At 51.5% G+C, this 25781-nt stretch carries 26 protein-coding genes; 22 read left to right on the top strand and 4 right to left on the bottom strand.

The window, feature by feature from the left end; translation table 11 throughout:
- The first annotated feature begins 126 nt into the window (after positions 1-126).
- Genes xseB through clpB form a run of 7 tightly spaced genes read left to right on the top strand, consistent with a single transcriptional unit; the run spans position 127 to position 8896 of the window.
- A complete protein-coding gene (gene xseB / locus H7F08_RS06905; RefSeq protein WP_024893757.1) occupies positions 127-363 on the top strand; it encodes an exodeoxyribonuclease VII small subunit in 237 nt (78 codons plus the stop codon).
- Between the two features lie 3 nt (positions 364-366).
- Positions 367-1287: a polyprenyl synthetase family protein gene (locus H7F08_RS06900; protein WP_010639049.1), complete on the top strand. Its 921-nt coding sequence runs from the start codon at positions 367-369 to the stop codon at positions 1285-1287.
- Positions 1284-3158, top strand: a complete 1875-nt coding sequence (dxs, locus tag H7F08_RS06895) for a 1-deoxy-D-xylulose-5-phosphate synthase (RefSeq protein WP_193640193.1) — start codon at positions 1284-1286, stop codon at positions 3156-3158. Before H7F08_RS06900 ends, dxs begins: the two co-directional genes overlap by 4 nt.
- Before the next feature lie 40 nt (positions 3159-3198).
- A complete protein-coding gene (gene folE2, locus H7F08_RS06890) occupies positions 3199-3993 on the top strand; it encodes a GTP cyclohydrolase FolE2 (RefSeq protein ID WP_193640192.1) in 795 nt (264 codons plus the stop codon).
- A gap of 3 nt (positions 3994-3996) precedes the next feature.
- Positions 3997-5088: a chorismate synthase gene (aroC, locus tag H7F08_RS06885; protein WP_193640191.1), complete on the top strand. Its 1092-nt coding sequence runs from the start codon at positions 3997-3999 to the stop codon at positions 5086-5088.
- A gap of 3 nt (positions 5089-5091) precedes the next feature.
- Positions 5092-6258: an MFS transporter gene (locus tag H7F08_RS06880; protein ID WP_193640190.1), complete on the top strand. Its 1167-nt coding sequence runs from the start codon at positions 5092-5094 to the stop codon at positions 6256-6258.
- Positions 6259-6298: 40 nt separating this feature from the next.
- Positions 6299-8896, top strand: coding sequence for an ATP-dependent chaperone ClpB (gene clpB, locus H7F08_RS06875; RefSeq protein ID WP_193640189.1), 2598 nt, complete (start codon positions 6299-6301; stop codon positions 8894-8896).
- Between the two features lie 215 nt (positions 8897-9111).
- Here clpB and acs read toward each other — a convergent pair whose 3' ends face one another.
- Entirely contained in the window at positions 9112-11082 is a 1971-nt protein-coding gene (gene acs / locus H7F08_RS06870; RefSeq protein WP_193640188.1) for an acetate--CoA ligase, read from the bottom strand.
- Positions 11083-11188: 106 nt separating this feature from the next.
- Complete coding sequence (locus tag H7F08_RS06865; protein WP_193640187.1) at positions 11189-13177, bottom strand: cation:proton antiporter; 1989 nt, start codon at positions 13175-13177, stop codon at positions 11189-11191.
- A gap of 157 nt (positions 13178-13334) precedes the next feature.
- Here H7F08_RS06865 and rfaD point away from each other — a divergent pair, with 157 nt between their 5' ends.
- From rfaD to H7F08_RS06850, 3 genes are read left to right on the top strand one after another with little or no spacing between them, the layout of a single operon-like run.
- On the top strand, positions 13335-14324 hold the full coding sequence (gene rfaD / locus H7F08_RS06860) for an ADP-glyceromanno-heptose 6-epimerase (protein ID WP_193640186.1): 990 nt from the start codon (positions 13335-13337) through the stop codon (positions 14322-14324).
- On the top strand, positions 14324-15334 hold the full coding sequence (locus H7F08_RS06855; RefSeq protein WP_193640185.1) for an NAD-dependent epimerase: 1011 nt from the start codon (positions 14324-14326) through the stop codon (positions 15332-15334). The genes rfaD and H7F08_RS06855 overlap by 1 nt, the downstream gene beginning before the upstream one ends.
- The gene (locus tag H7F08_RS06850) at positions 15324-15737 is read left to right on the top strand and encodes a hypothetical protein (RefSeq protein ID WP_075323599.1); all 414 of its coding nucleotides are present in this window, start codon (positions 15324-15326) and stop codon (positions 15735-15737) included. The genes H7F08_RS06855 and H7F08_RS06850 overlap by 11 nt, the downstream gene beginning before the upstream one ends.
- Here the strand turns inward: H7F08_RS06850 and H7F08_RS06845 are convergent, their stop codons facing one another.
- Positions 15738-16850: a fatty acid desaturase gene (locus H7F08_RS06845; RefSeq protein WP_193640184.1), complete on the bottom strand. Its 1113-nt coding sequence runs from the start codon at positions 16848-16850 to the stop codon at positions 15738-15740.
- Positions 16851-17083: 233 nt separating this feature from the next.
- Between H7F08_RS06845 and H7F08_RS06840 the strand changes: the two genes are divergently transcribed.
- The 5 genes from H7F08_RS06840 (at position 17084) to H7F08_RS15880 (ending at position 21161) form a co-directional block, all read left to right on the top strand.
- Positions 17084-17374: a hypothetical protein gene (locus H7F08_RS06840; protein WP_010642852.1), complete on the top strand. Its 291-nt coding sequence runs from the start codon at positions 17084-17086 to the stop codon at positions 17372-17374.
- A gap of 47 nt (positions 17375-17421) precedes the next feature.
- Complete coding sequence (locus tag H7F08_RS15455) at positions 17422-17976, top strand: c-type cytochrome (protein ID WP_010642850.1); 555 nt, start codon at positions 17422-17424, stop codon at positions 17974-17976.
- A 58-nt stretch (positions 17977-18034) separates the two neighbouring features.
- Positions 18035-19246, top strand: coding sequence for an MFS transporter (locus H7F08_RS06830; protein ID WP_235180042.1), 1212 nt, complete (start codon positions 18035-18037; stop codon positions 19244-19246).
- Between the two features lie 24 nt (positions 19247-19270).
- A complete protein-coding gene (dacB, locus tag H7F08_RS06825) occupies positions 19271-20797 on the top strand; it encodes a D-alanyl-D-alanine carboxypeptidase/D-alanyl-D-alanine-endopeptidase (protein WP_193640183.1) in 1527 nt (508 codons plus the stop codon).
- Positions 20798-20891: 94 nt separating this feature from the next.
- Positions 20892-21161 carry a DUF3293 domain-containing protein gene (locus H7F08_RS15880; protein WP_077273104.1) on the top strand — a complete coding sequence of 90 codons (270 nt, stop codon included), beginning with the start codon at positions 20892-20894 and terminating at the stop codon, positions 21159-21161.
- Here H7F08_RS15880 and H7F08_RS06815 read toward each other — a convergent pair.
- Entirely contained in the window at positions 21075-21545 is a 471-nt protein-coding gene (locus tag H7F08_RS06815) for a helix-turn-helix domain-containing protein (RefSeq protein ID WP_193640182.1), read from the bottom strand. The genes H7F08_RS15880 and H7F08_RS06815 overlap by 87 nt on opposite strands.
- Positions 21546-21731: 186 nt before the next feature.
- On the opposite strand from H7F08_RS06815, the gene H7F08_RS06810 reads away from it, so the two are divergent.
- The 7 genes from H7F08_RS06810 to H7F08_RS06780 all read left to right on the top strand — a co-directional run bounded on the left by H7F08_RS06810 (position 21732) and on the right by H7F08_RS06780 (position 25669).
- A complete protein-coding gene (locus H7F08_RS06810) occupies positions 21732-22043 on the top strand; it encodes a hypothetical protein (protein ID WP_193640181.1) in 312 nt (103 codons plus the stop codon).
- Between the two features lie 2 nt (positions 22044-22045).
- Positions 22046-22261: a hypothetical protein gene (locus H7F08_RS06805; RefSeq protein ID WP_193640180.1), complete on the top strand. Its 216-nt coding sequence runs from the start codon at positions 22046-22048 to the stop codon at positions 22259-22261.
- A 234-nt stretch (positions 22262-22495) separates the two neighbouring features.
- Positions 22496-22669: a hypothetical protein gene (locus H7F08_RS06800; RefSeq protein ID WP_193640179.1), complete on the top strand. Its 174-nt coding sequence runs from the start codon at positions 22496-22498 to the stop codon at positions 22667-22669.
- The gene (locus H7F08_RS06795; protein WP_193640178.1) at positions 22662-23933 is read left to right on the top strand and encodes a phage/plasmid replication protein, II/X family; all 1272 of its coding nucleotides are present in this window, start codon (positions 22662-22664) and stop codon (positions 23931-23933) included. Before H7F08_RS06800 ends, H7F08_RS06795 begins: the two co-directional genes overlap by 8 nt.
- Before the next feature lie 187 nt (positions 23934-24120).
- Positions 24121-24717 carry a hypothetical protein gene (locus tag H7F08_RS06790; RefSeq protein ID WP_193640177.1) on the top strand — a complete coding sequence of 199 codons (597 nt, stop codon included), beginning with the start codon at positions 24121-24123 and terminating at the stop codon, positions 24715-24717.
- Positions 24718-25092: 375 nt separating this feature from the next.
- Entirely contained in the window at positions 25093-25383 is a 291-nt protein-coding gene (locus tag H7F08_RS06785) for a major capsid protein (protein WP_193640176.1), read from the top strand.
- Positions 25384-25441: 58 nt separating this feature from the next.
- Entirely contained in the window at positions 25442-25669 is a 228-nt protein-coding gene (locus H7F08_RS06780) for a hypothetical protein (protein WP_193640175.1), read from the top strand.
- Positions 25670-25781: the final 112 nt, after the last annotated feature.

The raw sequence follows: 25781 nt of genomic DNA, 5'->3' as shown, positions 1-25781 counted from the left end.
CTTTCGGAATGGAAAACCAGACGAAATATTAGTGTCCAATTAACCGACCGTCCAGTATGAAATTAAATTTTTGCGCTTGCCCCGAGGATGGGGCCTAGTGTTTAATTGGCAAACATGGAAAAAGACATGAATAACGAACCCTCTTCTGCAGACACGCCCGCAGATTTCGCCAGCACCCTTGATGCCCTCGAAGCTACGGTTCGCCGTCTGGAAGGTGGTCAGCTGGGCCTTGAAGATTCGGTAGCTCTGTTCAAGCAGGGTATGGATCTTGCCAAACGTGCTGAATCACAACTACTGCAGGCGCGCCAGACCGTGGAAATACTGCTGGGAGAGAACGCCACCCCAATGACTCAGGATGAATAATCAATGACCCTGGAAGCCCTGGAGACCACTCAGAATTTTGCGTTATTTCGTCAGCATGCTGTGCGACGCATAGAAGCTGTTTTACAAAGCTTGCTGCCCGACGAACATATTTTACCAGCCCGTCTGCACGGCGCTATGCGTTACAGCACCTTGGGTGGCGGCAAGCGCATACGGCCGCTTCTGGTATATGCTACCGGACTGTGTCTGGACCTTGCCCCGGAAAAACTCGATCGCCCTGCTGCCGCCCTGGAAATGATTCATGCCTATTCGCTGGTCCATGATGATCTCCCGGCCATGGACAATGATGATTTGCGGCGGGGGTTACCGACCTGCCACAAAGCTTATGATGAAGCCACGGCCATTTTGGTGGGTGATGGTTTGCAGGCCCAGGCTTTTGTCGCCCTGTCCGAGCCGGATTGGGGCGTTGATCCTCAATGGCAAGTTCGCATGCTGGCGGCATTGGCCCTGGCAGCCGGTTCTCGGGGTATGGTTGGCGGTCAGGCCATTGATCTTGCGGCGGTTGGCCATGAGCTGGCTTTGCCAGCTCTTGAGCAAATGCATCTGCATAAAACCGGAATGCTGATTCGTTGCGCTATTCAACTGGCTCTTTGTGCCGCAGGCGTTGAAGAAAATTCGGAGCAGGGCGGCATGCTGCTACAATATGCGGATCGGGTTGGGCTGGCCTTTCAGGTTCAGGACGACATTCTGGATGAAATCGGTGATCTGCAACAAACCGGCAAAGCCCAGCAAGGCGCAGATCGTAGTCGTAACAAACCCAGTTTTATCACCTTGCTGGGCTTGAAAGAAGCCCAGAATTACGCCCAACGGCTTCTGGAAGAGGCTCTTGCTGCCTTGCAGTCCTGGCAGCATGAGGCGGATCATCTGCGCGCACTGGCGCGCCTTATTGTAGAGCGGAATAAATGACGGACTTGTTGAAGGGCATTCCCATGCCCGAAGAATTGCGGAGAATGTCTCGCACTGAGTTAAAGGGTGTCGCCAAGACGTTGCGCCAATTTCTCCTGGAAACCGTGAGTCAGACCGGCGGGCATTTGTCTTCCTGTCTGGGTACAGTGGAACTGGCGGTTGCCTTGCATACGGTTTTCAACACACCCGATGATCGCTTGGTCTGGGACGTAGGCCATCAAGCCTATCCGCATAAAATTCTGACTGGGCGGGGACCCCGCTTTGGCCAACTGCGCATGAAAGACGGGCTTTCCGGGTTTCTCAAACGTGATGAAAGCCCTTACGACAGTTTTGGGGCTGGTCATTCCAGTACCTCAATCAGCGCCGGACTGGGCATGGCGGTAGCCGCGAAACTGAAAAAAAATGATCGCGAAGTGGTTGCTATTATCGGCGATGGTGCTATGACCGCCGGAATGGCTTATGAAGCCCTCAATAATGGGGGTGTACTGGACGCCAACCTGCTGGTGGTCCTGAATGATAATGAAATGTCCATTTCTCCCAACGTCGGTGCGGTTTCCCAGTATCTCACCCGTATCCTTTCCGGGCGTTTGTACAATACCGTGCGTGATGGTGCCGGGCAGGCACTAAGTCTGTTGCCACCGCTGCGCGAGCTGGCCAAAAAAGCTGAGGAAGGTGTCAAGGGGTTGGTTACTCCGGGAACTCTTTTTGAGGAAATGGGCTTCAATTATTTTGGACCTATAGACGGTCATGATCTGGACGCCCTCATTCCTACCCTGGAAAATCTTAAAAAAATTGAAGGGCCACGTCTTTTGCATGTGATGACCAAAAAAGGCAAAGGCTACGGACCAGCCGAAGAGGATCCCTGCGGCTATCATGGTGTCACCCCTTTCAATCAGAGTGACGGGCAAATGGCCAAAAAGGCGGGTGGCCCGCCCAGCTACACCAAAGTTTTTGGCGATTGGCTCTGTGACAAAGGGGCTGCAGAATCCAGTCTAGTCGCCATTACTCCTGCCATGCGCGAAGGTTCGGGCCTGGTGCGTTTTGAGCAGCTTTATCCGGAACGTTACTATGATGTAGGCATAGCCGAACAGCATGCCGTGACTTTTGCTGCAGGCATGGCTTGTGATGGCATCCATCCGGTCGTGGCCATTTATTCGACCTTTTTGCAGCGCGCCTATGATCAATTGTTGCATGATGTCGCCATTCAGAATCTGCCCGTATTGTTTGCCATTGATCGGGCCGGTTTGGTGGGCGCCGATGGGGCTACCCATCAGGGTGCCTTTGATATGGCCTATGCACGCTGCATTCCCAATCTGGTGGTCATGGCACCCAAGGATGAGCAGGAACTGCGCGACATGCTCAATACCGGGTTTGCTTATCCCGGTCCGGCGTTGGTTCGCTATCCGCGTGGGACTGGCGTAGGGCTGGAACTGGATAAAAATCTGGAGCGGACCGTAGCACTAGGCAAGGCTGAGGTAATCCGCTCCGGAAAAAAACTGGCCATATTGGCATTTGGTACACGGGCTGCAGCAGCTTTGCAGGCTGGAGAAGCGTTAGATGCCACAGTTATTAACATGCGCTTCGTCAAACCATTAGATCAAGAGTTGCTCCAGGAGTTGACCCAGACCCATCAGGCTTTGCTCACCGTAGAGGAGGGAGTGATTGCCGGTGGCGCGGGTTCTGCTGTGGCGGAATACCTGTTGAACCAGGGGCAAATTGTTCCCATGCGCATTCTCGGGCTTCCCGATCAGTTTATTGAGCAGGGAGATGCCAATCAGTGGCTTGCTGAACTGGGGCTGGATGCTTCTGGAATCACAGCAGCAGGTCGTACTTTGCTGGATTCTCTTGCCCGGAAGCCGGGTCACGCGTAATATCTGACTAAATTGGTCCACTATTCAAAGTGAGGTGCGCGTGAGGAATTGCGCTACAGAGATTCTTGAAGATGTTCAGGGTCGGGTAGATCCCCGTGCCATTCCTATTCAGCAGGTAGGTATTCGTGCCGTCAGGCACCCTCTGCAGATTGCGGACAGAGATGCAGCAGCCCAACCCAGTGTTGCCTTGTGTAACATGTATGTCAGTCTGCCTGCTCATCTCAAGGGTACCCACATGTCGCGTTTCATGGAAATACTCAATAACCAGGAAGCGCCGATCAGTGTCGAAGCTTTTCGGGGCATTGTTGAGCAAATGTGCACACGCCTCGAAGCGGATTCGGCACGACTCGAAATGCGTCTGCCATTTTTCGTGCAAAAAGCGGCACCCGTTTCCGGTGTCAAAAGCATGCTGGATTACGAGGTGGAATTGATTGGCGAAATTACCCCGAAAGGCTATCAATTAACCTTGGGAGTCATGGTGCCGGTAACCAGCCTCTGTCCCTGTTCAAAAAGCATTTCAGAATACGGGGCGCACAACCAGCGTGCCCATGTTTGGGTGCATGTCCGCAGTCAGGATACTATCTGGGTTCGGGATCTTATTGATTTAATTGAAGCTGAAGCTTCGTGTGAATTGTATGGTTTACTGAAGCGTCCCGATGAAAAGCATGTGACGGAATATGCTTATGATCATCCCAAATTCGTCGAAGACATGGTTCGGGATGTGGCTCTGCGTCTGCAGGAAGATCCGCGAGTGCGCTGGTTTTCGGTGTCATCGGAAAACTTTGAATCCATTCATAACCATTCGGCTTACGCCATGATCGAAATGGAAAAATAATTCATGGCTGGCAGCAGTTTTGGGGAGTGTTTCCGGGTGAGCACCTTTGGCGAAAGTCATGGACCGGCCATTGGCTGTATTATTGATGGTTGCCCGCCGGGAATGCCCCTGGCACCGGAAGATATCCAGGGTGATCTGGATCGGCGCCGTCCGGGGCAATCGCGCCATACCACTCAACGTCAGGAAAAAGATCAGGTAGAAATCCTCTCGGGCGTATTCGAAGGAGTGACCACGGGAACACCCATCGGCCTGCTGATTCGCAATGCCGACCAACGCTCCCAGGATTACAGCAAAATCAAGGATCTGTTTCGCCCGGGTCATGCAGATTATACATATCTGCAAAAATACGGATTACGGGATTATCGGGGAGGGGGGCGCTCATCGGCTCGCGAAACCGCAACCCGCGTCGCGGCGGGTGCCGTCGCGCGTAAATTCCTCAAAGATCGACTGGGCATGGAAATCCTTGCCTGGATGGCGCAGATGGGAACTGTGAAGGCCCAGTCGTTTGATGCTGCTGAAATTTCCAAAAATGACTTTTTTTGTCCCGACGCCAGCGCTGCAGAACAAATGGCAGAATTTCTGGATGCGTTGCGCAAGGAAGGTGATTCCATCGGTGCCCGCGTCGATGCCCGGGTTACAGGTATGCCGACAGGACTGGGAGAACCTGTTTTTGATCGCCTGGAAGCTGATATTGCCAAGGCCATGATGAGCATTAACGCGGTGAAGGCCGTGGCCATGGGGGATGGTTTTGATGTAGTCGAGCAGCGCGGCAGTCAGCACGGCGATGCGCTGACCCCGGACGGTTTTCTGAGTAATCATGCAGGCGGAGTGCTGGGCGGAATATCTTCCGGTCAGAATCTGACGCTTTCGGTGGCCATCAAACCTACCTCCAGTATCCGTATCCCTCGTCAAAGTATTGATATTCATGGTCTGCCACAGGAAGTGGTAACCACCGGTCGCCATGACCCCTGTGTAGGTATTCGTGCGGTACCCATTGTTGAAGCCATGCTGGCTTTGACTTTGATGGATCACTGGATGCGCCAGCGCGCCCAGAATGGAGACGTACAGTCTCCACTTCCCCCTATTTCTGCATAAATAATGGGCATTGAACGGGAAGGGGGCTGGCTGGCCGCCTTCTATTTTGTTTATTTCTGCGCCTTGGGTGCGTTCATGCCCTACTGGGGACCCTGGTTGCATGCGCAGGGCCAAACGCCGCTGGCCATTGGCATCCTCACTGCTGCCGTGCAATTCAGTAAAGTTCTGGCGCCTAATCTCTGGGGGTGGTTATCCCACTTCTGGGGGAGCCGCCGGATTGTGATGCTGGGGACTCTGCTCACCGCTGCCGGGTTTCTGGCACTGGAATTCAGCGCCGGTCATTTCCTGGTCATTCTGCTTATCACCCTGGCATTTTCTTTTTTCTGGGCCGCAACGTTGCCATTGGTGGATGCGGCCACGATGGACTGGGCGCAGCGTCGCTCGGCCGCTTATGGTCGCATCCGCTTGTGGGGTTCATTAGGCTTTATTGCCCTGTCCCTGGGAATGGGGGTGTTCATCAGCAACTGGGGAATGCGCGCATTTTTACCCGGTATCCTCGTGTTTTTAGTGCTTGCCTGGTGGGTAAGCCGTCATTTGCCCTACGGAATCCAGACCCATCCGTCACATCAGCTGCGTCCGCGCATGAGTCCGGTCTTGCGGGATGCCGGGCTCTGGTTTTTTTTGTTGGCGGGCCTGCTCGAACAGGCCAGTCACGGCGTATATTATGCATTTTATTCGATTTATGCCGAGGCGCATGGGCTTAGCAGTAGTAGTGTCGGCATGCTCTGGAGTTTTGCCGTGCTTTGCGAAGTAGCCTTTTTCTGGTGGGGGGATCGTTTTATCCGTCGCTTTGGTGTGCCACTGGTTTTTACCGCCTCCTTTTTTCTGACTGCGCTGCGCTGGGGAGTAATTGCCTGGTGGCCGGGCTTACTCTGGATAGTGCTTGTCCAGAGTCTGCATGCAGCCAGTTATGCAGCTTTTCATCTGGCCGCTGTACACTGGGTATCTGAGCGTTTTCCCGGAGCCTTGCGGGCCCGGGGCATGGCGCTTTATGCCAGTATGGTTTATGGACTGGGCGGCGGCCTGGGTGCCCTTGCCGCAGGCTGGTCCTGGGCCCGATGGGGTGGGCAGCTGACTTTTGCCGGGGCCGGTCTGGTGGCCTTGCTGGCCAGTGTTTTTCTGATTAAAGGATTGCGGGGATCCCCTACCCTTGAAAAAAAGACCAGCTGATCCCATGTGATGGTCAACGTTTATTCCATGGAGCTTTACCATGCGCACCGATAAATTGACCACCAAATTTCAACAGGCCTTTCAGGATGCCCAAAGCCTTGCTCTCGCTCAGGATCATCAACAAATTGAACCCATTCATTTTTTGATCGCTTTTCTGGATCAGGAGGGGGGAATTGCCCGTCCGGTACTTGCCAAAGCTGGTGTGCAGGTGGATGCCCTGCGCAATCAGCTGAATCGCGCATTGGAAGGCATGCCCAAAGTACATGGTCAGCCCGGCGAAGTACAGGTGAGTCGTGACTTGAACAATATGTTCAATCTGGCCGATAAAATCAGTCAGAAACGCGGCGACAGCTTCATTTCTACCGAGCATTTTCTGCTCGCCCTGCTGGAAGACAAGGGCGAGGCCGGACGCTTGCTCAAAGCTGCAGGAGCCACCAGCAAGGATCTTGAACAGGCCGTCCATGATCTTCATGGTGGCGAAAAAATCAACGATGCCAATGCTGAAGAACAGCGTCAGGCGCTGGAAAAATACACCACTGATTACACCGAAAGAGCTAGACAGGGCAAGCTGGATCCGGTCATTGGGCGCGACGATGAAATCCGCCGCACCATTCAGGTATTGTTGCGACGCAGCAAGAATAATCCGGTGTTGATTGGTGAGCCGGGCGTCGGCAAAACGGCCATTGTTGAGGGTCTGGCTTTGCGTATGGTCAATGGCGAAGTACCGGAATCCCTGCGCGACAAGCGCCTTTTGGGCCTGGATCTGGGAGCCTTGATTGCCGGCGCCAAGTTTCGGGGTGAATTTGAAGAACGTCTGAAGGCCCTTTTAACAGATCTTGAAAAAAGTGAAGGGAAAATCATTCTTTTCATTGATGAAATTCATACTCTGGTAGGGGCTGGTAAGGCTGAAGGTTCCATGGATGCGGGCAATATGCTCAAACCGGCGTTGGCGCGGGGTGAACTGCACTGTATTGGCGCCACTACCCTGGATGAATATCGCAAATACATCGAAAAAGATGCGGCTCTGGAACGTCGCTTCCAGCGGGTGCTGGTGGATGAGCCCAGTGTCGAAGACAGTATTGCCATTTTGCGGGGCCTCAAGGAGCGTTATGAGGCCCATCATGGGGTGCGCATTACTGATCCGGCGTTGGTGGCGGCTGCCCAGTTATCGCACCGCTATATTCCAGATCGAAACCTGCCCGATAAAGCTATTGACCTGATGGATGAAGCAGCATCGCGCATCAAAATGGAAATTGATTCCAAACCTCAGGAACTGGATGAACTGGAACGCCGAATCATCCAGTTGAATATCGAACGGGTCGCGCTGGAAAAAGAAAAAGATGAAGCTAGCCTGAAGCGACTGGATATTTTACAGTCGCAAATCAAGGATCTGGATAAAAAATATCAGGATCTGGAAGAAGTCTGGAAAGGTGAAAAACTGACCATCGAAGGCACTTCGCAAATTCAGAAAGAACTGGACCGCAAACGCGTGGATCTGGATACAGCGCGTCGCGCCAATGATCTGGAACGCATGGCAGAATTACAATACAGCGTCATTCCGGCCCTCGAAGCCCAGATCAAAGCGGCTGAAACTCAAGGCGAGGGCGCAAAGCAGACAAAACTGACTCTGCTGCGCACTGAAGTCGGCGAAGAAGAAATCGCCGAGGTCGTGGCCCGCTGGACAGGTATTCCCGTCTCGAAAATGCTCGAAGGCGAAAAAGAAAAGCTGTTGAAAATGGAAGAACGCCTGCAGGCGCGGGTAGTGGGACAAAGCGAGGCAGTGGCTGCAGTTGCCAATGCCATTCGCCGTTCTCGTGCAGGACTTTCTGATCCACGTCGACCCAATGGCTCATTTTTATTTCTTGGGCCTACTGGGGTGGGTAAAACCGAATTGACCAAGGCATTGGCAGAATTCCTGTTCGACAGTGAAGACCTACTGGTCCGCATTGATATGAGTGAATTTATGGAGAAGCACTCGGTAGCGCGCTTGATTGGTGCCCCGCCCGGATATGTCGGCTATGAAGAAGGCGGCTATTTGACCGAAGCGGTGCGGCGTAAACCCTACTCTGTTGTTCTGCTGGATGAAGTGGAAAAAGCCCATGCCGATGTGTTCAATGTCCTTTTGCAGGTGCTCGATGATGGTCGCTTGACGGACGGACAGGGACGCACGGTGGACTTCCGGAATACGGTCATTGTCATGACTTCCAATCTCGGTTCGGACCGGATTCAGGAGTTCAGTCGCAGTGGTAATTATGACGCTATGCGCGTCGCCGTCATGGACGTGGTTCAGGATCATTTCCGTCCGGAATTCCTGAATCGTATTGATGAGATGGTCATTTTCCATCCGCTGACAGCCGTGCAACTGCGGGAAATCACCAGTCTCCAGATGGGCGCATTGCGGGCGCGCCTGAAAGAGCGGGATATGGATTTGTTGTTAAGTGAGGGGGCATTGGACCGTCTTGCTGAAGTGGGATATGACCCGGTTTATGGAGCACGTCCCCTGAAACGGGTCATTCAGCGGGAAATTGAAAACCCGCTTGCCCAGCGTTTACTGCGCGGGGATTTCAGTCCGGGTGAAATCATTGAAGTGATGCTTGAAGGTGACAATTTTACCTTCACCCCGCGTCGTCTGCACTGATTTATTCTGAACACGGCGGGTGGCTTGGAAGCTTTGCCGCGACTTTGGCCCGCGCCGTTGTTGTTCTTGGTGAAATCCTGCGCCCGTCAGGAGAGCTGTTTGAGCCCAAAGGGCGAGTTCTCTCCTGACAGCAGGATGAGCCTTAGAACAACAGGCAAGGGACGTTGGAGCAAAAAGCTTCCAAGCCACCCGCCGTGTTCAGGCTTACGCAGAACTCAGCGTTTGTCCTGAGCCCCCAGTTGCTGCAGGGTACCGGCATCTTCCAGGGTACTGATGTCCTGCGTTACATCCTCGCCCCGTGCGATAGAGCGTAACAAGCGGCGCATTATTTTGCCCGAGCGGGTCTTGGGCAGGGCGTCGGTAAAACGTATATCATCCGGCCGGGCAATGGCGCCAATCAGTTCAGTGACCTGCACCCGTAATGCCGCACCGAGTTCATCCCGGTCATCCCCTTGATGTTGATGCTTCAGTATAACAAAAGCACAAACGGCTTCTCCCTTGATTTCATGGGGAATCCCTACCACAGCAGCTTCTGCCACTGCCGGATGGGCGACCAGGGCTGATTCTATTTCGGCCGTGCCCAGGCGATGCCCGGAAACATTGAGCACATCGTCGATGCGTCCCATGACCCAGAAATAGCCGTCCTGATCCCTACGGGCGCTGTCACCGGCTACATAGTAGCGGTTATTGAATTTGGCCCAATAACTTTCAATGTAACGCTCCGGATTCCCCCAGACTCCACGCAACATGCCCGGCCAGGGTTGATCAATTACCAGATAACCCCCAGCGTCGGGAGCATCAACCGGATCTCCCCGGTCATCCACAATCCGGGCACTGATGCCGGGTAAGGGGAGGGCGCAGGAGCCGGGTTTGTTGGCGGTGACGCCGGGAAGTGGCGCGATCATATGGCCGCCGGTTTCAGTTTGCCACCAGGTATCGACAATGGGGCAGCGTCCCGCACCAATTTGCTGGGAATACCACATCCACGCTTCAGGGTTCATCGGTTCGCCGACGGTACCCAGCAGGCGCAAGCTTGACAAATCATGTCTGGCCGGCCATTCATCGCCCATTTTCATGAAAGCCCGAACAGCCGTAGGCGCCGTGTATAGTACGCTGATTCCATGGCGGGCGATCATTTCCCAGAAACGGTCGGGCTGGGGATACATGGGCGCGCCTTCGTACATGAAAATGGTTGCGCCATTGGCGAGGGGGCCATACACCACATAACTGTGTCCGGTAATCCAGCCGACATCTGCCGTGCACCAGTACACATCTTCAGGCTTCAGATCAAAAGCCCAGCGGGTGGTCAGCATCGTCCAGAGCAAATAACCGGCGCTGCTGTGAAACACGCCCTTGGGTTTGCCGGTACTGCCGGAGGTATAGAGAATAAATAGCGGGTCTTCTGCAGCCATGGGCAGGGCGGGGCAGACGGCGCTTTGTCCGGAAACAGCTTCCTCCCACCAGATGTCGCGCCCTTCCTGCATGTCGATATCCGCACCGGTTCGGCGCAGGACAATGACCCGTTTCACGGAATGTTCGTGTTCACGCAGTAATGCCTGATCGGCGTGCTGCTTGAGAGGCACTTTTTTGCCGCCACGCCAAGCTCCGTCCGCAGTAATGAGCATCACAGCAGACGTATCTTCAAGGCGATCTTTAAGCGCCTCGGCAGAAAAACCGCCAAATACTACCGTATGAATGGCACCAAGACGGGCGCAGGCTAGCATGGCCACAACGGCCTCCGAGACCATGGGCATGTAAATGGCGACCCGATCGCCTTTTTTGACACCCTGATGGATGAGCGCATTGGCAAAAATGCTGACTTCCCGGTGCAATTGCGCGTAGGTGAGGGTGCGGACTTCTCCGGCTTCGCCTTCCCAAATCAGAGCAGCCTTATGGCGCTGTGCGTCATGCAGATGACGATCCAGGCAGTTATGGGTCACATTGAGCTTGCCGTCGCTGAACCAGCGATAAAACGGCGCGTCACTTGAGTCCAGTACCGTTTTGAACTCCGTGTCCCAGTCCAGATGCTGGTGCGCCAGATCAGCCCAAAATTGTTGAGGATCGTGTGCTGCTTTTTGCTGGAGTTCTGCAAACTCATTTGCGGTCAGGTTTGCCTGGGCAGCAAAATCTGCGGGTACTGCGAAAAGGCGGTTTTCGGTCAGACTGGAATCAATGGCATTATTCATAAATCACTCTCAAATTTTTTGTGTGGTCCGCATATTCAGATAATACTTTAACATAGCATAGAGAAAAGCGTTCTTGGACTATTCGGCTACTGGCCAGCTTGAAAACTTATGCGCTGACTGCAGTTTCCTGTGCAGTGTTACCCTCAAGAACATATAGTTCGGCTTTGGTCAGTGCTGCGGGGCTACCAAATAAAACCAGTACATCTCCAGATTTCAATACGGTATCCGGAGCCGGATCACGCCCGCGAATACCGTGCCGCCGCACGGCCACCACAGACACGCCAAAACTGGTCAAATTCAGCTCGCGAAGGCTAAGGCGCAAGCCAAAAGCGGTTTCACCCAAAGGAATAGAAGCCAGTCGCGCCGAAGCCTGATCTTCGCCGGGTTCAGAACCGCCCCAGAACGCACCCCGGAAGAACTGGTAGCGCTCCTGACGAAAACGTCGGACCCGACGTAATACGGTGCTGATGGGGAAACCGATGAGTAATAAGGTCTGAGAGGCGAGCATCAAAGCCCCTTCGTTTACCTCCGGCACCACTTCATCGGCTCCGGCGGCTTCCAGTTTTTCCAGTTGGCTGTCGTCATGAGCACGGACCACCACCGGTAATTCTGGTCTCAACTCCTTGATTATGGAAAGAACCCGCTGACTGGACGCGACATTGGCATAGGTGATCACCACCGCCCGCGCCGAGAAAATCCCCGCCGCCTGCAAAACGTCACGCCGACTGGCATCCCCATAAAATATGGACTCGCCCGCCGACTGCGCTTGACGGACCCGCACCGGATCCAGATCCAGGGCAATAAAAGGAATAGCTTCTTCTTCAAGTACCCGGCCTACACTTTGACCAACCCGGCCATATCCACAAAGCACCACGTGGGCCTTGAGATCAGCGGCGCGTATTTCAGTGAGTTGCTGATCGCGATGATTGCGGTAACTTCCCACCAATTTGCGCGCAATCCAGCCATTACGTTCTACCAGAATGGGTGCCAACATCATGGATAACAACATACCGCCCAACACCGGCTGCAACACATGCGCGGGTAACAATTGGTATTGATTGGCCAGTGCCAGCAATACAAAACCAAATTCTCCCGCTTGTGCAAGGACAATGGCAGAGCGTAATGCCACTCCGGGTTCATAACCGAATAATCGGCTCAGCCCCCACACCAGAAAGCCTTTTAGAAACACAATCAGCAATAAAACGATGAGCACCCAGGCAATATTCGCCCACCAGGCGGGCAAATCCACCAACATCCCGATGGTGACAAAAAACAGCCCCAGGAGAATATCGCGAAAGGGCGCAATATCAGCTTCCACCTGATAGCGATAGGCGGTTTCGGAAATCAGCATGCCCGCTACAAATGCGCCCAAAGCCAAAGAAAGCCCGGCCTGTTCCGTAATCCACGCCAGCGCCAGGGTCACCAGTAACACATTGAGCATGAACAGCTCAGTAGATTTGCGGTTGGCAATCAACTGGAACCAGGGCCGCATTATCGGCCGGCCAATGACCAGCAACACCAATAACACCACCACCGCTTTCAGACCGGCCATGGCAAGATCATGAGGAAGCTCTTTGGCGGACCCTGCCAGTGCCGGAATCAGAATCAGCAGGGGAACCACGGCCAAATCCTGAAACAGCAACACACTGACCGCTATGCGGCCATGACGGGACTGCATTTCCATTTTCTCGGCCAGGGCACGGATTACCATGGCCGTAGATGACATGGCCAGAATGCCCCCGAGAATCACGCCGGTTTTCCAGGAAAGCGGAATAATCAGAGCAATACCCACAAAAATAACACTGGTAAGCAAAACCTGGGCAGCGCCCATACCAAAAATCAGTCGTCGCATGCTCATGAATTGTGAAAGACTGAATTCCAGCCCAATGCTGAACATCAGAAACACCACACCAAATGCTGCCAGTTGACGGGTGCTGGCCAGATCGGGCACCACCGCAAGAGCATGCGGTCCGAGAATGACTCCGGTCAGCAGATAAGCAAATACTGCGGGCAACTGCAAAAAGCGCAGCACCCCCACCAGGATCACGCCTGTAGCGAGTAGCAAGATGATGATTAGCAGTCCCTGATCGTGCATAGGTCTCCTCAGCAAACACGCCAGATTCTGGTCATGGCGCTTGCGTGGTTTTCATAGGTAGGGTCGACTGAGTATTTTCACTCCCCGAAAGGGATATGGGCTTATGTTCGGCAGCTGCCCACTTTCTGTTATCATAACCGGAAAAGGAGAATCGCGCATGTATATTGTCACGGGCGGAGCTGGATTCATCGGCGCCAATATTGTTCATTCACTGAATCAACAGGGTATTTCAGACATTCTCGTGGTCGACCACCTGACTCGCGCTGACAAGTTTCTTAACCTCACCGATCTGGAAATTGCCGACTACATGGAAGCTGAGCGTCTTCTGGAGTTGATTGAGAGAGATCAGCTGCAAGGCGTTGAAGCCGTTTTCCATGAAGGCGCCTGTTCTGATACCATGGCCACGGATGGGCGTTATGTCATGGAAAACAATTATGCTTTCAGCAAGGCTCTATTGCATTGGTGTCAACGGCATAATGTTCCTTTTCTGTATGCTTCCAGTGCTTCTGTTTACGGTATGACCGGGAGTTTTACGGAAGAACGCCAGGCCGAATCCCCCCTGAATATTTATGGTTTCAGCAAGTTTCAGTTTGACCAGTATTTACGGCGTATGTGGAATGAGTTGAAAGCCCCGGTACATGGATTTCGCTACTTCAATGTCTATGGTCCCCGGGAGTTTCATAAGGGCCGTATGGCTTCTGTGGCTATGCATTTTTACAGGCAATATCGGCTGGATGGGCACGTGCACCTGTTCGCAGGTAGTGCCGGTTATGCGGATGGTGAGCAACGGCGAGATTTTATTCACGTAGATGACGTGGTGTCCGTCAATATGCACTTTCTGGATCATCCACGCAGCGGTATTTATAACGTGGGTACAGGGCAGGCTCAAAGCTTCAATGATGTGGCTGTCACCGTAGTCAACAGTATGCGGCGCATGGCCGGTGAGGAAACTCACGATTTACCCGGCCTGCAAAAATCTCAAACCATTCGCTATATCAGCATGCCAGAAGCACTGCATGGTAAATATCAAAGTTTCACACAGGCAGATATTCACCAATTACGCGCTGCCGGTTATAGCAAAACCTTTCTCTCTGTAGAACAGGGAGTGGAACGATACATCGACTGGCTGGCTGAACGGGACCAATAATGGAAACGCGGGTACTTATCACCGGCGTTGCCGGATTCATTGGGTTTCACCTGGCGCGGCGTTTGCTGGCCGATGGATGGATTGTGCAGGGGATTGATAATCTTAACGATTATTATGATCCTAACCTCAAAAAAGATCGTCTCGCGCAACTGGAAGGTCATCCAGCTTTTCAGTTTAAAAAAATCGATCTGGCAGATCGCTCCGCTATGGAAACACTTTTTGCGGGACCGCATTTTGATGTGGTAATCCATCTGGCCGCTCAGGCTGGTGTGCGTTATTCATTGCAGGCTCCACACAGTTATGTGGACAGTAATGTGACCGGTTTCTTGCACATCCTTGAGGGATGTCGGGCACAAAAAGTCGGACATCTGCTTTTTGCGTCTTCCAGTTCGGTCTATGGTGCTAATAGTCAACTCCCTTACAGTGTTCACGATCCGGTGGATCATCCAGTCAGCCTTTATGCGGCCACCAAGCGGGCAGGGGAGTTGATGGCTCACAGTTATGCGCACCTGTATGGCATTCCCTGTACGGGTCTGCGTTTTTTTACCGTTTATGGTCCCTGGGGAAGGCCGGACATGGCGTATTTCAGCTTCACCCGCAAAATTCTTGCCGGTGAAAAAATTCCGGTATTCAATCATGGAAAAATGCAGCGGGATTTTACGTATATTGACGATATTATAGAAGGAATCACCCGTCTTGTTCCGAAAATCCCCGGTCCACAGGCAAACTGGCCTGCGGATCCGGCATCCAGTGCCGCGCCTTTTCAGATACACAATATCGGTAATCATACACCAGTAGCCCTGACGGACTTTATTCAAACGCTGGAAGAGTGTCTGGATAAAAAAGCAGAAATCGAATGGCTGCCCATGCAGGATGGCGATGTGGTGGCTACTTACGCGGATGTCTCTGCTCTTCAGGAGGCCGTCGCTTTCGCTCCGGAAACGCCCTTGCGTGCAGGATTGCAGCAATTTGTGGACTGGTACCGTCGGTATTATGGCAATGCCCAATAGGTATAAACCACTTCATCTGCAAAGCATCCGTCTGCGCAGTCGAACGGAGTTTATTTGGCACCAGCTCCGCTACACCGCCATTGGTTTGGGTTTTATGACCATCTCTTTGGGGGTCGGTATCCTGGGTTACCATTTTCTTGGGAAAATCAATTGGATCAACAGCCTGCTCAATGCCAGCATGATTCTCAGTGGCATGGGTCCGGTGTCCAGTCTGCATGGGACAGCCGCAAAACTGTTTGCCAGTGCCTTCGCTTTGTACTCGGGCATTGTCTATCTGGCAGTATCTGCTGTTCTTCTTTACCCGATCGTCATGCGGCTCCTGAAGATTTTGCATCTTCAGGCTCTTAACACCGCTACGGATAATTTGCATGCAAAGCAGAACGTCTATGCAGACGACGAATAATCAATAAGCCGTTTTTCCGGGATAAACGCTGGTATCTCTCGAAACACTCCTCTCAGTGGCTTTTTGTTCAATCCAGCTGCGTCCGGAACGGAAGCTCATCCATTGCTTTGCGTCATAATCATAGAGTTTACAGGTGCTGAATATCCGGCGCACGGATCTAAAACTAAAACGCATTTCATGTAGGTAGATACCATAGGCCGAGCGCAGGTCTTCATAAGCTGCTTCAAGATGATAATAGGGGATACGCGGATCTACATGATGCGGCGCATGAATCAGGATGTTATGAATAAGCATCTCGCTGATTTTTGAACAACGCACGACCGTACTGCAATATAGTTGGCCAACACTTTGACTCCATTCTTCTTTTTCCATAAAAAAAGGAATGTCAGGATGCGTGTGATGCAGATAAACAAAAAGGGCAATGTAGTAATTGAAAACCAGAAAGGGGAGCAGCACCGCTGCGATAAAACCCAGCGGACCTGCCGCCCACCAGGAGAATGCCGAAAACGCCAGGAAAAACAGTGCAGTCATGATTTTACTTAAGGTAAAATCGCGTCTGTTTTTCTGGTCTGCCTTGAAACGCACCATTCCGGGCCACCATACGCGCAGCAGATAATGCAAAGCACAGGTATAGGGGCTCCGCTCCAGACGATATATCCATTTTTGAAAGATGCTTTTTTGGCGATATTCCTGGGGGGTTAATGGTTTCCAGATCCAGTCAATGGGGCTCAGACTGGTAAACCCATGATGCACGCGATTATGTCCAAAAGCCCATAGGCGATACATGTTGAAGGAAGGCAACATGAACAGCGTGCCCAAGACTTCGGCCAGGTGCCGATTTTCGAACAAGGCGCCATGTGCGGCATCGTGGGCCCAGACAAACATGAAGGCAACCGCAGATCCCGCCACCAGACCGAGCAGCAACTGAGCCCACCAATGATGAATCAGCAATATGCCGGTAATCGCCGCTAGATAAAGCACAGCGTCAAAAGCATAACTGAACAAAGCCTTACTGATATCACGCTGATAGCATTCCGGCCGAATAGCTTGACGAACTGTCTGAATTTTCAGCGATTTCAATGCATCATATAGCTTTTTCGGATCTGCTTCCATTGGAGTCGCTCCTATATAAATATAATAGTACATCATTATACATAATAAACCGCGATCACCAAGTGTTTTTGAGTATCCGGGCGAGCCAGTCTTGGAGCTCGCTACCCGCCCAGCGGGCGGTACCGGTATTTGGCATGGGAAAAATTAGTGCTAACATGGTGCGGTCATTTGCGCTATAAATGATGTGTAACTGAAGCTGTCATCCTGTATTAACTATTAGGAGAGTGAAAGAAATGTTGGATATCGCTAAGATCAAACCTATTGCCCGTATTGTTCTGGTTGCTGGCGCCATTGCTCTGGCATCTGCCTGCGCCAAGAAAGAAGACACCACTGCTGCAGCGGATAGTAGTGCGACCACCACGACGGAATCTGCTGCTCCGGCAAGCACGACCAGCACTGACACCAGTGCTGCCGCTGCGCCTATGGAATCAGCTGCGCCCGACAGCAGTGCTGCGGCTGACACCAGCAGTGCCGATTCTTCGGATACGGCTGCCAGCGACAGCTCCGGAGCCTCTACAGACTAAGTTGTTACAAGGGTAGTCCATAACCAGAAAATGGAGGAGGCGTATTTATGATGAACGTACGTAATATCAACCCAGTCATGCGTCTTCTGGTACTCGCCAGCGTGGTAACTCTCGCTGCTGCCTGTGCCAAGAAGGAAGAGTCCACCACCGCGCCCAGTGATAGCTCTGCTACCAGTTCGGCCATGAGTAGTGACCAGGGTTCTGGATCTACCCAAAGTGATGACAGCACTGGATCTACCACCTCGCCATCCAGTTTTGATGTGCAGGGAGGGAGCGGGCACTTTGTGAAAGTGGCTGCATCAGCGGCTACTATGAATACGGATCAGATGGCTAAAGCAAAATCCTTGGCAGAAGCCAAGGGCTGTTTTGCCTGTCATCAGGTGGAAGCCAAGGTTGTTGGGCCGGCTTTTGCTTGGGTTGCCTATAAATACAAGGGTAATCCCAAGGCGGTTGACACCCTGAGTCATGCCATTGAACACGGTGTATCGGGTGTATGGGGTGGAATGCCGATGCCAGCACAAAGCGTGACACCGGCTCAGGCTAAAGAGTTGGCTGCCTGGGTACTGGCGCAAAAGCCTATTGCTCCGCCGAAATCAGCCTGACATTTTTCAGGCCCGTTAAAACCCCCGCCCAGCGGGGGTTTTTTATATGGAAAATGCTGTGGCTATAAAATTTAAAAAACTATCCTGGATTGCCAGTACTTACTATGCCGAAGGACTGCCCTATTCTTTGGTGCAACAGGTTTCTGTGCAGTTTTTTACTTATGCTGGTGCCAGTCTTCAGGTTATTGGCTTGCTCTCATTTTTTGGGCTGCCCTGGAATCTGAAACTATTCTGGAGTCCGGTCATTGATTTATTCGGAAATAAAAAACGCTGGCTGGTAGTCATGGAGTTGATTTTAGGGGCTGTAGCCGCCTTGCTGATATGGCCAGCACAGCATCTTAATCTGGATCTGGCCGCAAAAATTTTTATTCTGATGGCTTTTATGTCAGCAACACATGATATGTCCGTCGATGGTTATTATATTCAGACCCTTGATACGGCTGATCAGGCAGGTTTTTCCGGGCTTAGGGTGGCCGCTTATCGGGTGGCGATGCTCGTAGGAAATGGCGCACTCGTCATTTTAGCGGGATGGATATCATGGACAGTCTGTTTTTTGACTGCTGCATTCATGATGTGGGGACTGGCTGCTTTTCATAAATGGATACTGCCAGAGCCGCCTCCCGCCAATACGCAACATCAAGGTCATCGTTGGGCAGCAGTACGTGAAGCTTTTCAAACCTATTTGGCGCAGCCTGGCATTGTTTGGGCTTTGGCCTTCATTCTCTTGTTTAGAGCCGGGGACGCCATGATGTTCGCCATGGTTACCCCTTTCCTGAACCATCTGGGTTACGGATTAATTGCGCGCGGAATTCTCACTGGCAGTGTCGGTACGGTGACTGGTATTGGAGGGGCATTACTGGGTGGTCTCATTATTTCGCGTTGGGGTTTAAAAAGGGCCCTTTTTCCGCTTACCTTAATTCAGTCTCTGGCCATACCAGCCTATGCCTGGCTGGCCTGGGCAGATCCATCTATCTGGTGGGTGGGCGTCACCATTGCCTTTGAACAAGGTTCAGCCGGATTGGGTACGGCTGTACTTATGGTTTTTTTAATGCAACGCTGTCAGGAAAATTATCAAGCCACCCATTTTGCCATCGGTTCGGCTTTGATGTCTGTGGCGGCCACCGTAGTAGGAGGTTTTAGTGGTTTTCTTGCAGCAAAAGTTGGATTCGTCGAATTTTTTCTTTTGGCATTTGTGGCCGCGATCCCCAGCCTTTTACTGGCAATAGGGATGCCGGACAAGCTCTATCAGGACAAGAAATCCCCAATATAAAATAATCAAAAAGGAGCGTTAGACATGTTGCTTAATGGGTTGAAGGAAAAAACATCAGACTGGTTGTTAGACATGATTAGTTTGGGTTTATTTTTGGGGATGCTGGGACTGTGCGGAGTCAGTCAGGCGGAAACTAATGGAAATAATGAGTCCAGCGCCAATGGCGAGCATTGGAGTATTGCACTGCGCAGCATTCATGATGCCCACCTTTTGCTGAATCAGGAAGCTACGCATAGTCAATTGCCTGCATCGACGGCCAAGTTGTTGACCACAGCCTATATTCTGCAGGTATTAGGGGCGGAGGCCAGACAACATACTCTGGTTTTAGGAACAGTTGAATCGACCGGCACAGTAATTGGACCACTGATTGTGCTGGGTGATGGAGATCCTGACATTTCCAGTCGTCATTTTCCGTTTGTCAAAAAAACCGAGCGCGGTGATCCTATGCTGCCGATGCGGAGCATCGCCAAAAGTCTCTACGCACGGGGCGTTCGTTATGTTCCCGACGGTATGGTCGTGGATGCTGGAAAGTTTCCAGAAGATCACCATATACCAGGTTGGACAGCAGATGATCAGCGTTTCTGGTTTGGAGCACCGGTCAGCGCATTGATGTTCAACGACGCCATGGTCAGTGTTGAGCTGCTTCCCGCACGCCGGGCGGGTAGACTCGCCACCGTAAAAATTACGCCTGATCCACTGAATGTCATCATTAACAAGGTGCAAACCGTTGGTCAACACGGAGAAGAACGACCTGTCCAGCTCATTCAATCCGGAAACCAATATCAGCTTATTGGTAGCGTACGTGCCAACACTGGAAATTTTTCTGCATTGTTGGCTCAACCCGATCCACCTTATTTTGCAGCTTTAGCCCTGCGGCAAGCTGCAGAAGAGGAGGGGATAGTGGTTGGACCGACAATCAGCGTTGATCGTCGCCCAAGGTCTCCAGGTGCTTGGCGTAGCAGATATCCAGGCACTACGGTTCTTGCCGAAAGAGTGTCACCATCCCTTGCAGAAGAGATAACAGTAGCCAACAAAGTCAGTGAAAATACGCATGTAGAGGTTTTACTGAGAGATGCGGATTTGCGTCGAGGAGGTGATGGCAGTCGTGCCTCTGCCATGCAGGGATTACATAACTGGTTACTACAATCAGGCATACTGAACAATGGGTCTTCTCAACTCGTGGATGGTTCCGGTTTATCGCGGCTAGATCGCCTTAGTGCCAAAGAGTTAGTGTCAGCATTGGCGTATTCTTATCAGCAATCCTGGGGCAAGATCTGGCGTGATTCTTTGCCCGTTGCGGCAGTAGATGGCACCTTAAGGCATCGTTTTCTTGATCTGCCAAAAGGCACCATAAGAGCCAAGACAGGAACTTTACGTAATGCAGTCACGCTCGCCGGATTACTCCGCAATAAGTCAGGGGAAGCTTATGTCTTTGCGATTATGGTCGATCATTTCCAGGGCACGGACGCTGAGGCCAGAGCCCGGGTGGACCAAGTCGTGCGGGACATCATTCTGGGGAAAAGCCAATTATCGCCTTCAAGAGACTCATAAACTCGCCGCAGATGCTTTGGATTCGGTCTACCGAAACAGTCATTATCTGATTCCCGGTCAGCTTAACCTCCATATCGGTGGCCCGGCTTATGGAGTGCGTGCCGCAATTATTACGGCCTGGAATCCCCAGTCAGAGCCATTGAGTCCATGGCAAAACAGAATAAGACAACGTCGTTTGGTCAGGTTGTTGGATGCAAACGGCTATCGATTTTTACGATCCTGTTGCGGTGTTGATGCGTGGTGGGAGGAAAGTCTGATGGTGTTTACTATGAATGAGTCAGCGGCAGTCAAGCTTGCTCGTCAATTTGGACAAAAGGCTTTTGTCTATCTGGATGGAAGACGTGTATGGCTGGTGTATGTTTGATATTTTGATTCGCATAATGTTTATTGTGGGGACCTGCAAATTTGTATAAGCCATTCCTGCCTGTGCTTTTTCTGGAATCAATGGCATAGCACATACTGCGATTACTGCAACCGCCGCACTTTTGGGTAAGTGCTTTTGTATTTGCTTCCACAATGGGGCCGCTTCTGGTCCTGCCTTCCGTGCGTGTTTCTCGATGAGGACCTGAACAGGATCAACACCTGCAAGCTTGGCCAACTTGACATAGGTGTCATCGGATAGTTCACCTTTGCCACTTGCGAGCAGACTTAGGCTACTGTTATTTAAGTTCATTATTTTGGCGAGTTCTCTCTGACTACTAGCACCGCTGTTCGTTTGTGCCTTGCTTAGCAATTCTCTGATTTCCATGACGTACTCCTTTTTCTGCATGTACTAGATATATTCCTTTGTCGGCTGCTTGACAAACACTCAGCACTTGCTATTCTCCCTACTGATTGGTGTTCATCAAGCATTAATCACTCTCTTTGTAGCGGTTCCGGGGTCATGACCCGGTTTGGGAATCCACCGATTCCCCTTTTTACTGGAGATACAAATATGATTATTAAATCAACCGTTAAGAAGTTTAAAAATGCTGATGATTACGCTGCTTTCTGGCGTGTTCCTGTTCCCTTGATTAAATCCATTTGCATCTGCAAGGCAATGCGCCTGCACCCTTACCTTGAGACTCGTGGTGATCCCTTTGTCATTGCTCAACATCGCCGCTTCGCCTTGCAATATTTTGCACGTCACCTTCGTCACCTGGCCTTTCATCGTGCGATTGAAGATTTTGATGCCCAGGTAAATGACTACTGGCAACGCCAGCAAGTCGAAGCTTTTGCTCTCGAACTGATGGAAGAGGGGGCCTGACTATGCCCCAGATCGATCTTTTCCCCCTTGATACTTGTCCTGCACAAGATGTTTTTGCTATTTACGCTCGTAGCCGTTTACTTTTACGTGAGATGTTCCTTTTTTATATCACCCCATTATCTTCTCGTAATGCTTATGCTCGGCATGTTCTTTCTTTGCGCTCCATGTCTGCGCGTGAACTTTTGGATGAGCTTGGCGGCTTAGGGGGTGCCTGGTGATCTACCTCTCATCTTCTGGACAAGTCCACTTCTTTACGTTTGTTTGCGCCACTGCCCTTGATCTTGGCCTGATTGGTTTCTTGTTGGTTGCCATCAATCAGCGCCGTCACCGTAACGGTGGCCAGTCATGAATCTAGCCCCTCAAAAACCTTGGCTACTTAACATGATCTGGTTCTTCCTGGGCTTTTTCATGTCCCCGCTGATTCTGGCTTTACTTGTGGTTCGGGTGCATTCATGAATCAGCAAATGGTTTACCTACTTGAAAACGCCTTTTGGTATTCCTTCGGTGGCTGCTTTCTGGCCTTGTTTGCCTATGATGCCTTTCATGGTCTGATTGATGCCCTTTCGTTGCTTGTCACGTTTATAGGTAATCGTATCTACAATAAGTCGGGTGGTTCCAATGATTGACACCCTCCGCCTGACTATTCCTAGTGATTTTTTCCCCTCTGATGCCATTGGTTGGCTCATGGGCCTTCAACACAAGATCAGTAAAACTAACTTCACTGGTGATATGGTGGATTGGTGCATTAGCTCCGGTGTGGAAATCCCGTCATGGTTTGATGGTTTTTCTCTTTCTATCGGTGGCCGTGTAACCCTCGAAGCCTCCCCCAAACTCTACCAGGGCCACAATGTAACTGGCTCTGATGATTTAATGTTTTCAGCCCGTTGCCTGGTTGATTATGTTTTCGGCACTATCTTCAACCTCACTACCTGGCCGGATGGTTCCCTTTGGTACTTGGCCCGCGTCGATGTGACCTATAACTATGATTTCCCAACGTTCCAAGCTCTTGATGTATGGATTGACACCGTTCTGGGTGTTCAACGTGGTCAGCGCCGTGCTGGTGTTGAAGAACGTGCCGAAGAACTCGAAACCCGTCCCATGTCCTGTGATGCCATGCCCTCTGGTCGCACCATCTACCTGGGCAAAGGCTCCCGCTACCGTGTTGGTAAAATCTACTGCAAGGGTAGGGATCTCAAAGCCCATCCCCCTAAATGCCTGCAAGCCTATCCGGAAATTATTGAAGAACTCTCCCAAGAGTTCGCCTCTGTGGGTCGTTTTGAATTACAGATTCGCGCCCTGGCCATTTCCAGACACGCCGTAAAATATGGTCTTCTTCCTAAACACTTTGTCGATCTAGTGCCTGGTGTTTTTGCAGACAACGCTTCCAAATATCTCCATGACATTGGCATAACGCCGCTTCATTCAAAAAACAAGAAACAGCCGATTATCTACTTTCCTGTTCACTATCTCTCAAAACTTCTTCACCTGCCCGATCTATGGGATGCCGAATTCAGGCATTTATTTTCCACGGAGGCCGCCATGACTGACGACACTTTGCTATCTTCCCTCATTCAACATGCCCCTAACGCTGCTCGCGCTCAACGCGCTTTCGACTTCTATCAACGGATTCGATCCCTTGGCTTTGTCCAGGCCAAACGTACCGTTTCTAAATCCTCTTTTTATAACCATCGCCGCCTGTTAAACGCCTCTGGTGTCTCTGACGCCATGATGCAAGATGGATCGGCCTTAATTCGCGTTCCTGTTGATCCTGTGAAGGTTCGGCTATGGAATCCTAACTCTGATCGTTTGCGTCTTGTGGAGGCCACGCATAACGCAATGCAAGCCGGAAATATTGACCGTCTGCATGCGGAAGTTTTCAAGGCTGCCTGAATCGTTAGCAAAGGGAGCTACTAACAGCGCTCCCTTTTCCAACGGGTTGGACTCGACGTTATAGCCTGTTGTTTTAAATGCAGTTTTTTAAGGCCGTTTTTTCGTGCCAATGGGGGAGGTCTGCCTTTTTTTCTACCTCTTAGCTCTTTGGTCTTTTTCTCAGTAACTTGATGATTATAGGTGATTTATGCAAATTGAAACTGTTTGGAAAGCGGGAAAAGCCCGTAAACTCGAAAGTAAAAAATCTTCTTGGACTGGCTATATTCAGCCTGTGACTGTGTTTCCCTTTGGCGGTGGCCCTCTCAATTTTGATGTGATGTTTCAGGATGGGGAGAAGCTTTTTCAGGACACTCAGAATAAAACCCGCATTGGCATGATTGAACTTGCTGCCTCTGATCGTGGTGACTTGCGCTTATTGCCGGCTTCCTCTGGTGAAATCATTACGATTGACAAAGTTAATGAACGGATTACTTCCGGTGAATGTTTTGTTGTGGATGTTCAGGCTTGGGCTCCTGAATTTCGCGCTGCTGGCTCCTACGAGGATCGCTCTTGGGAAGACTGCTTTATTCAGTCCCTCACCGTACTTGATAAAGACCTCTGGCCTACTGACCTTACTCTGCGCAATTACGTCGATTTCGAAGCCGATGTTTTGCCTCATGGTGTTTATCACGCCAGCTTTCAACTGACTTCACGTCGCCATTCTGGGCGTTCCTATCCAAGTTTCCGCTTGGATGACGTGGTGCCAATTAATAAGCCTATTCCTCTTCAGCAGGCGAATGGTTAATTAATTCATGTCTGCCACGGCCTCCACAACTTCAACAGGCGTTTACGTCCTGACCTGTTCTAGCCCTGCGTCTTTCTACTACGTAGTTCCCGACGCAACTGCTGGATCTGCCTCCGGACAAAATGTCCTGTCTGGTCAAGCCACAGGCTCCGAAATTGTCGCTGCCTGCACTTCGCCTGCTTGGGTGCCGTATGTGGTCCCTTTCACCTTTACAGAATCCAGCTTTTTGATCTTAGCCCCCGCCATCATGGCATTACTCGCCGCCACGGCTGGCGCTAAGTGGATCATTAATTTCATGCGGGGTAGGCGATGAGTCACCCCCTCAATCCGGCCAGGCGGTCCCCTGGTGCTCACTCTCTTACAGGAGATATTCCCATGAGTGAACAAGCCCTCGTAGTTGATGAAGAACAGCCAAGCCTGCGTAATCGCGCCCTTGCGAAAATTGCCAGTCTGGCTACTCCCTCTCGCGTTGCCGTCTATGGCGGTGTGGGATCCTTGGTATTGGCCTCGACTGCCTTCGCCTCTGGCGCGGGTATCGGTGCCAGTTCTGCCGCCAGCTACATAACCACGGATATTGTTCCTGACGTGGCGGTTGTGGCTACTGCCCTGATGGCCCTGGCTGCGGCTATCTATGGCTTCAAGTGGATTCTGAGTCTTTTGGTGTAAGTCCACTCGCCCCGGGAGGGGCTTTAATTCCCCTCCCTCTTTTTTAGAGGTTCATCTAATGGTCAATCCCTTTGCCTCTGCAACAGCTTTCCTACAAAATGAATTTGACAATTTGGCTCAATCAGCTTTGCCTGTCATTGCTGTTGCAATTTTTGCGCTTGTTGCTGCTATTGTTGGCTTCTGGTTTTTAGCCCGCCTTTTTGGCTTTGACGTGGGTCTTTCTGAAACAGCCAAACAACGCATTAGAGACAAAGCCAAAAGGCTCTTCGTCAGATTGAGTGGGTAGGGGGTAGAATGCTGTGGAGCGGTCGTGCCCTGAATAGGAGTTAGCTGATGGTCCCTGAAGAGCTGTTTTCTCTCGCGTTAGGATTGGTTCCGCCGTGGTTGGTGGACGATGT

The organism is Acidithiobacillus sp. HP-11 (assembly GCF_015100075.1).
Classification (GTDB): Bacteria; Pseudomonadota; Gammaproteobacteria; order Acidithiobacillales; family Acidithiobacillaceae; genus Acidithiobacillus; species Acidithiobacillus thiooxidans.
This window is presented reverse-complemented; position numbering and strand designations above follow the sequence as displayed.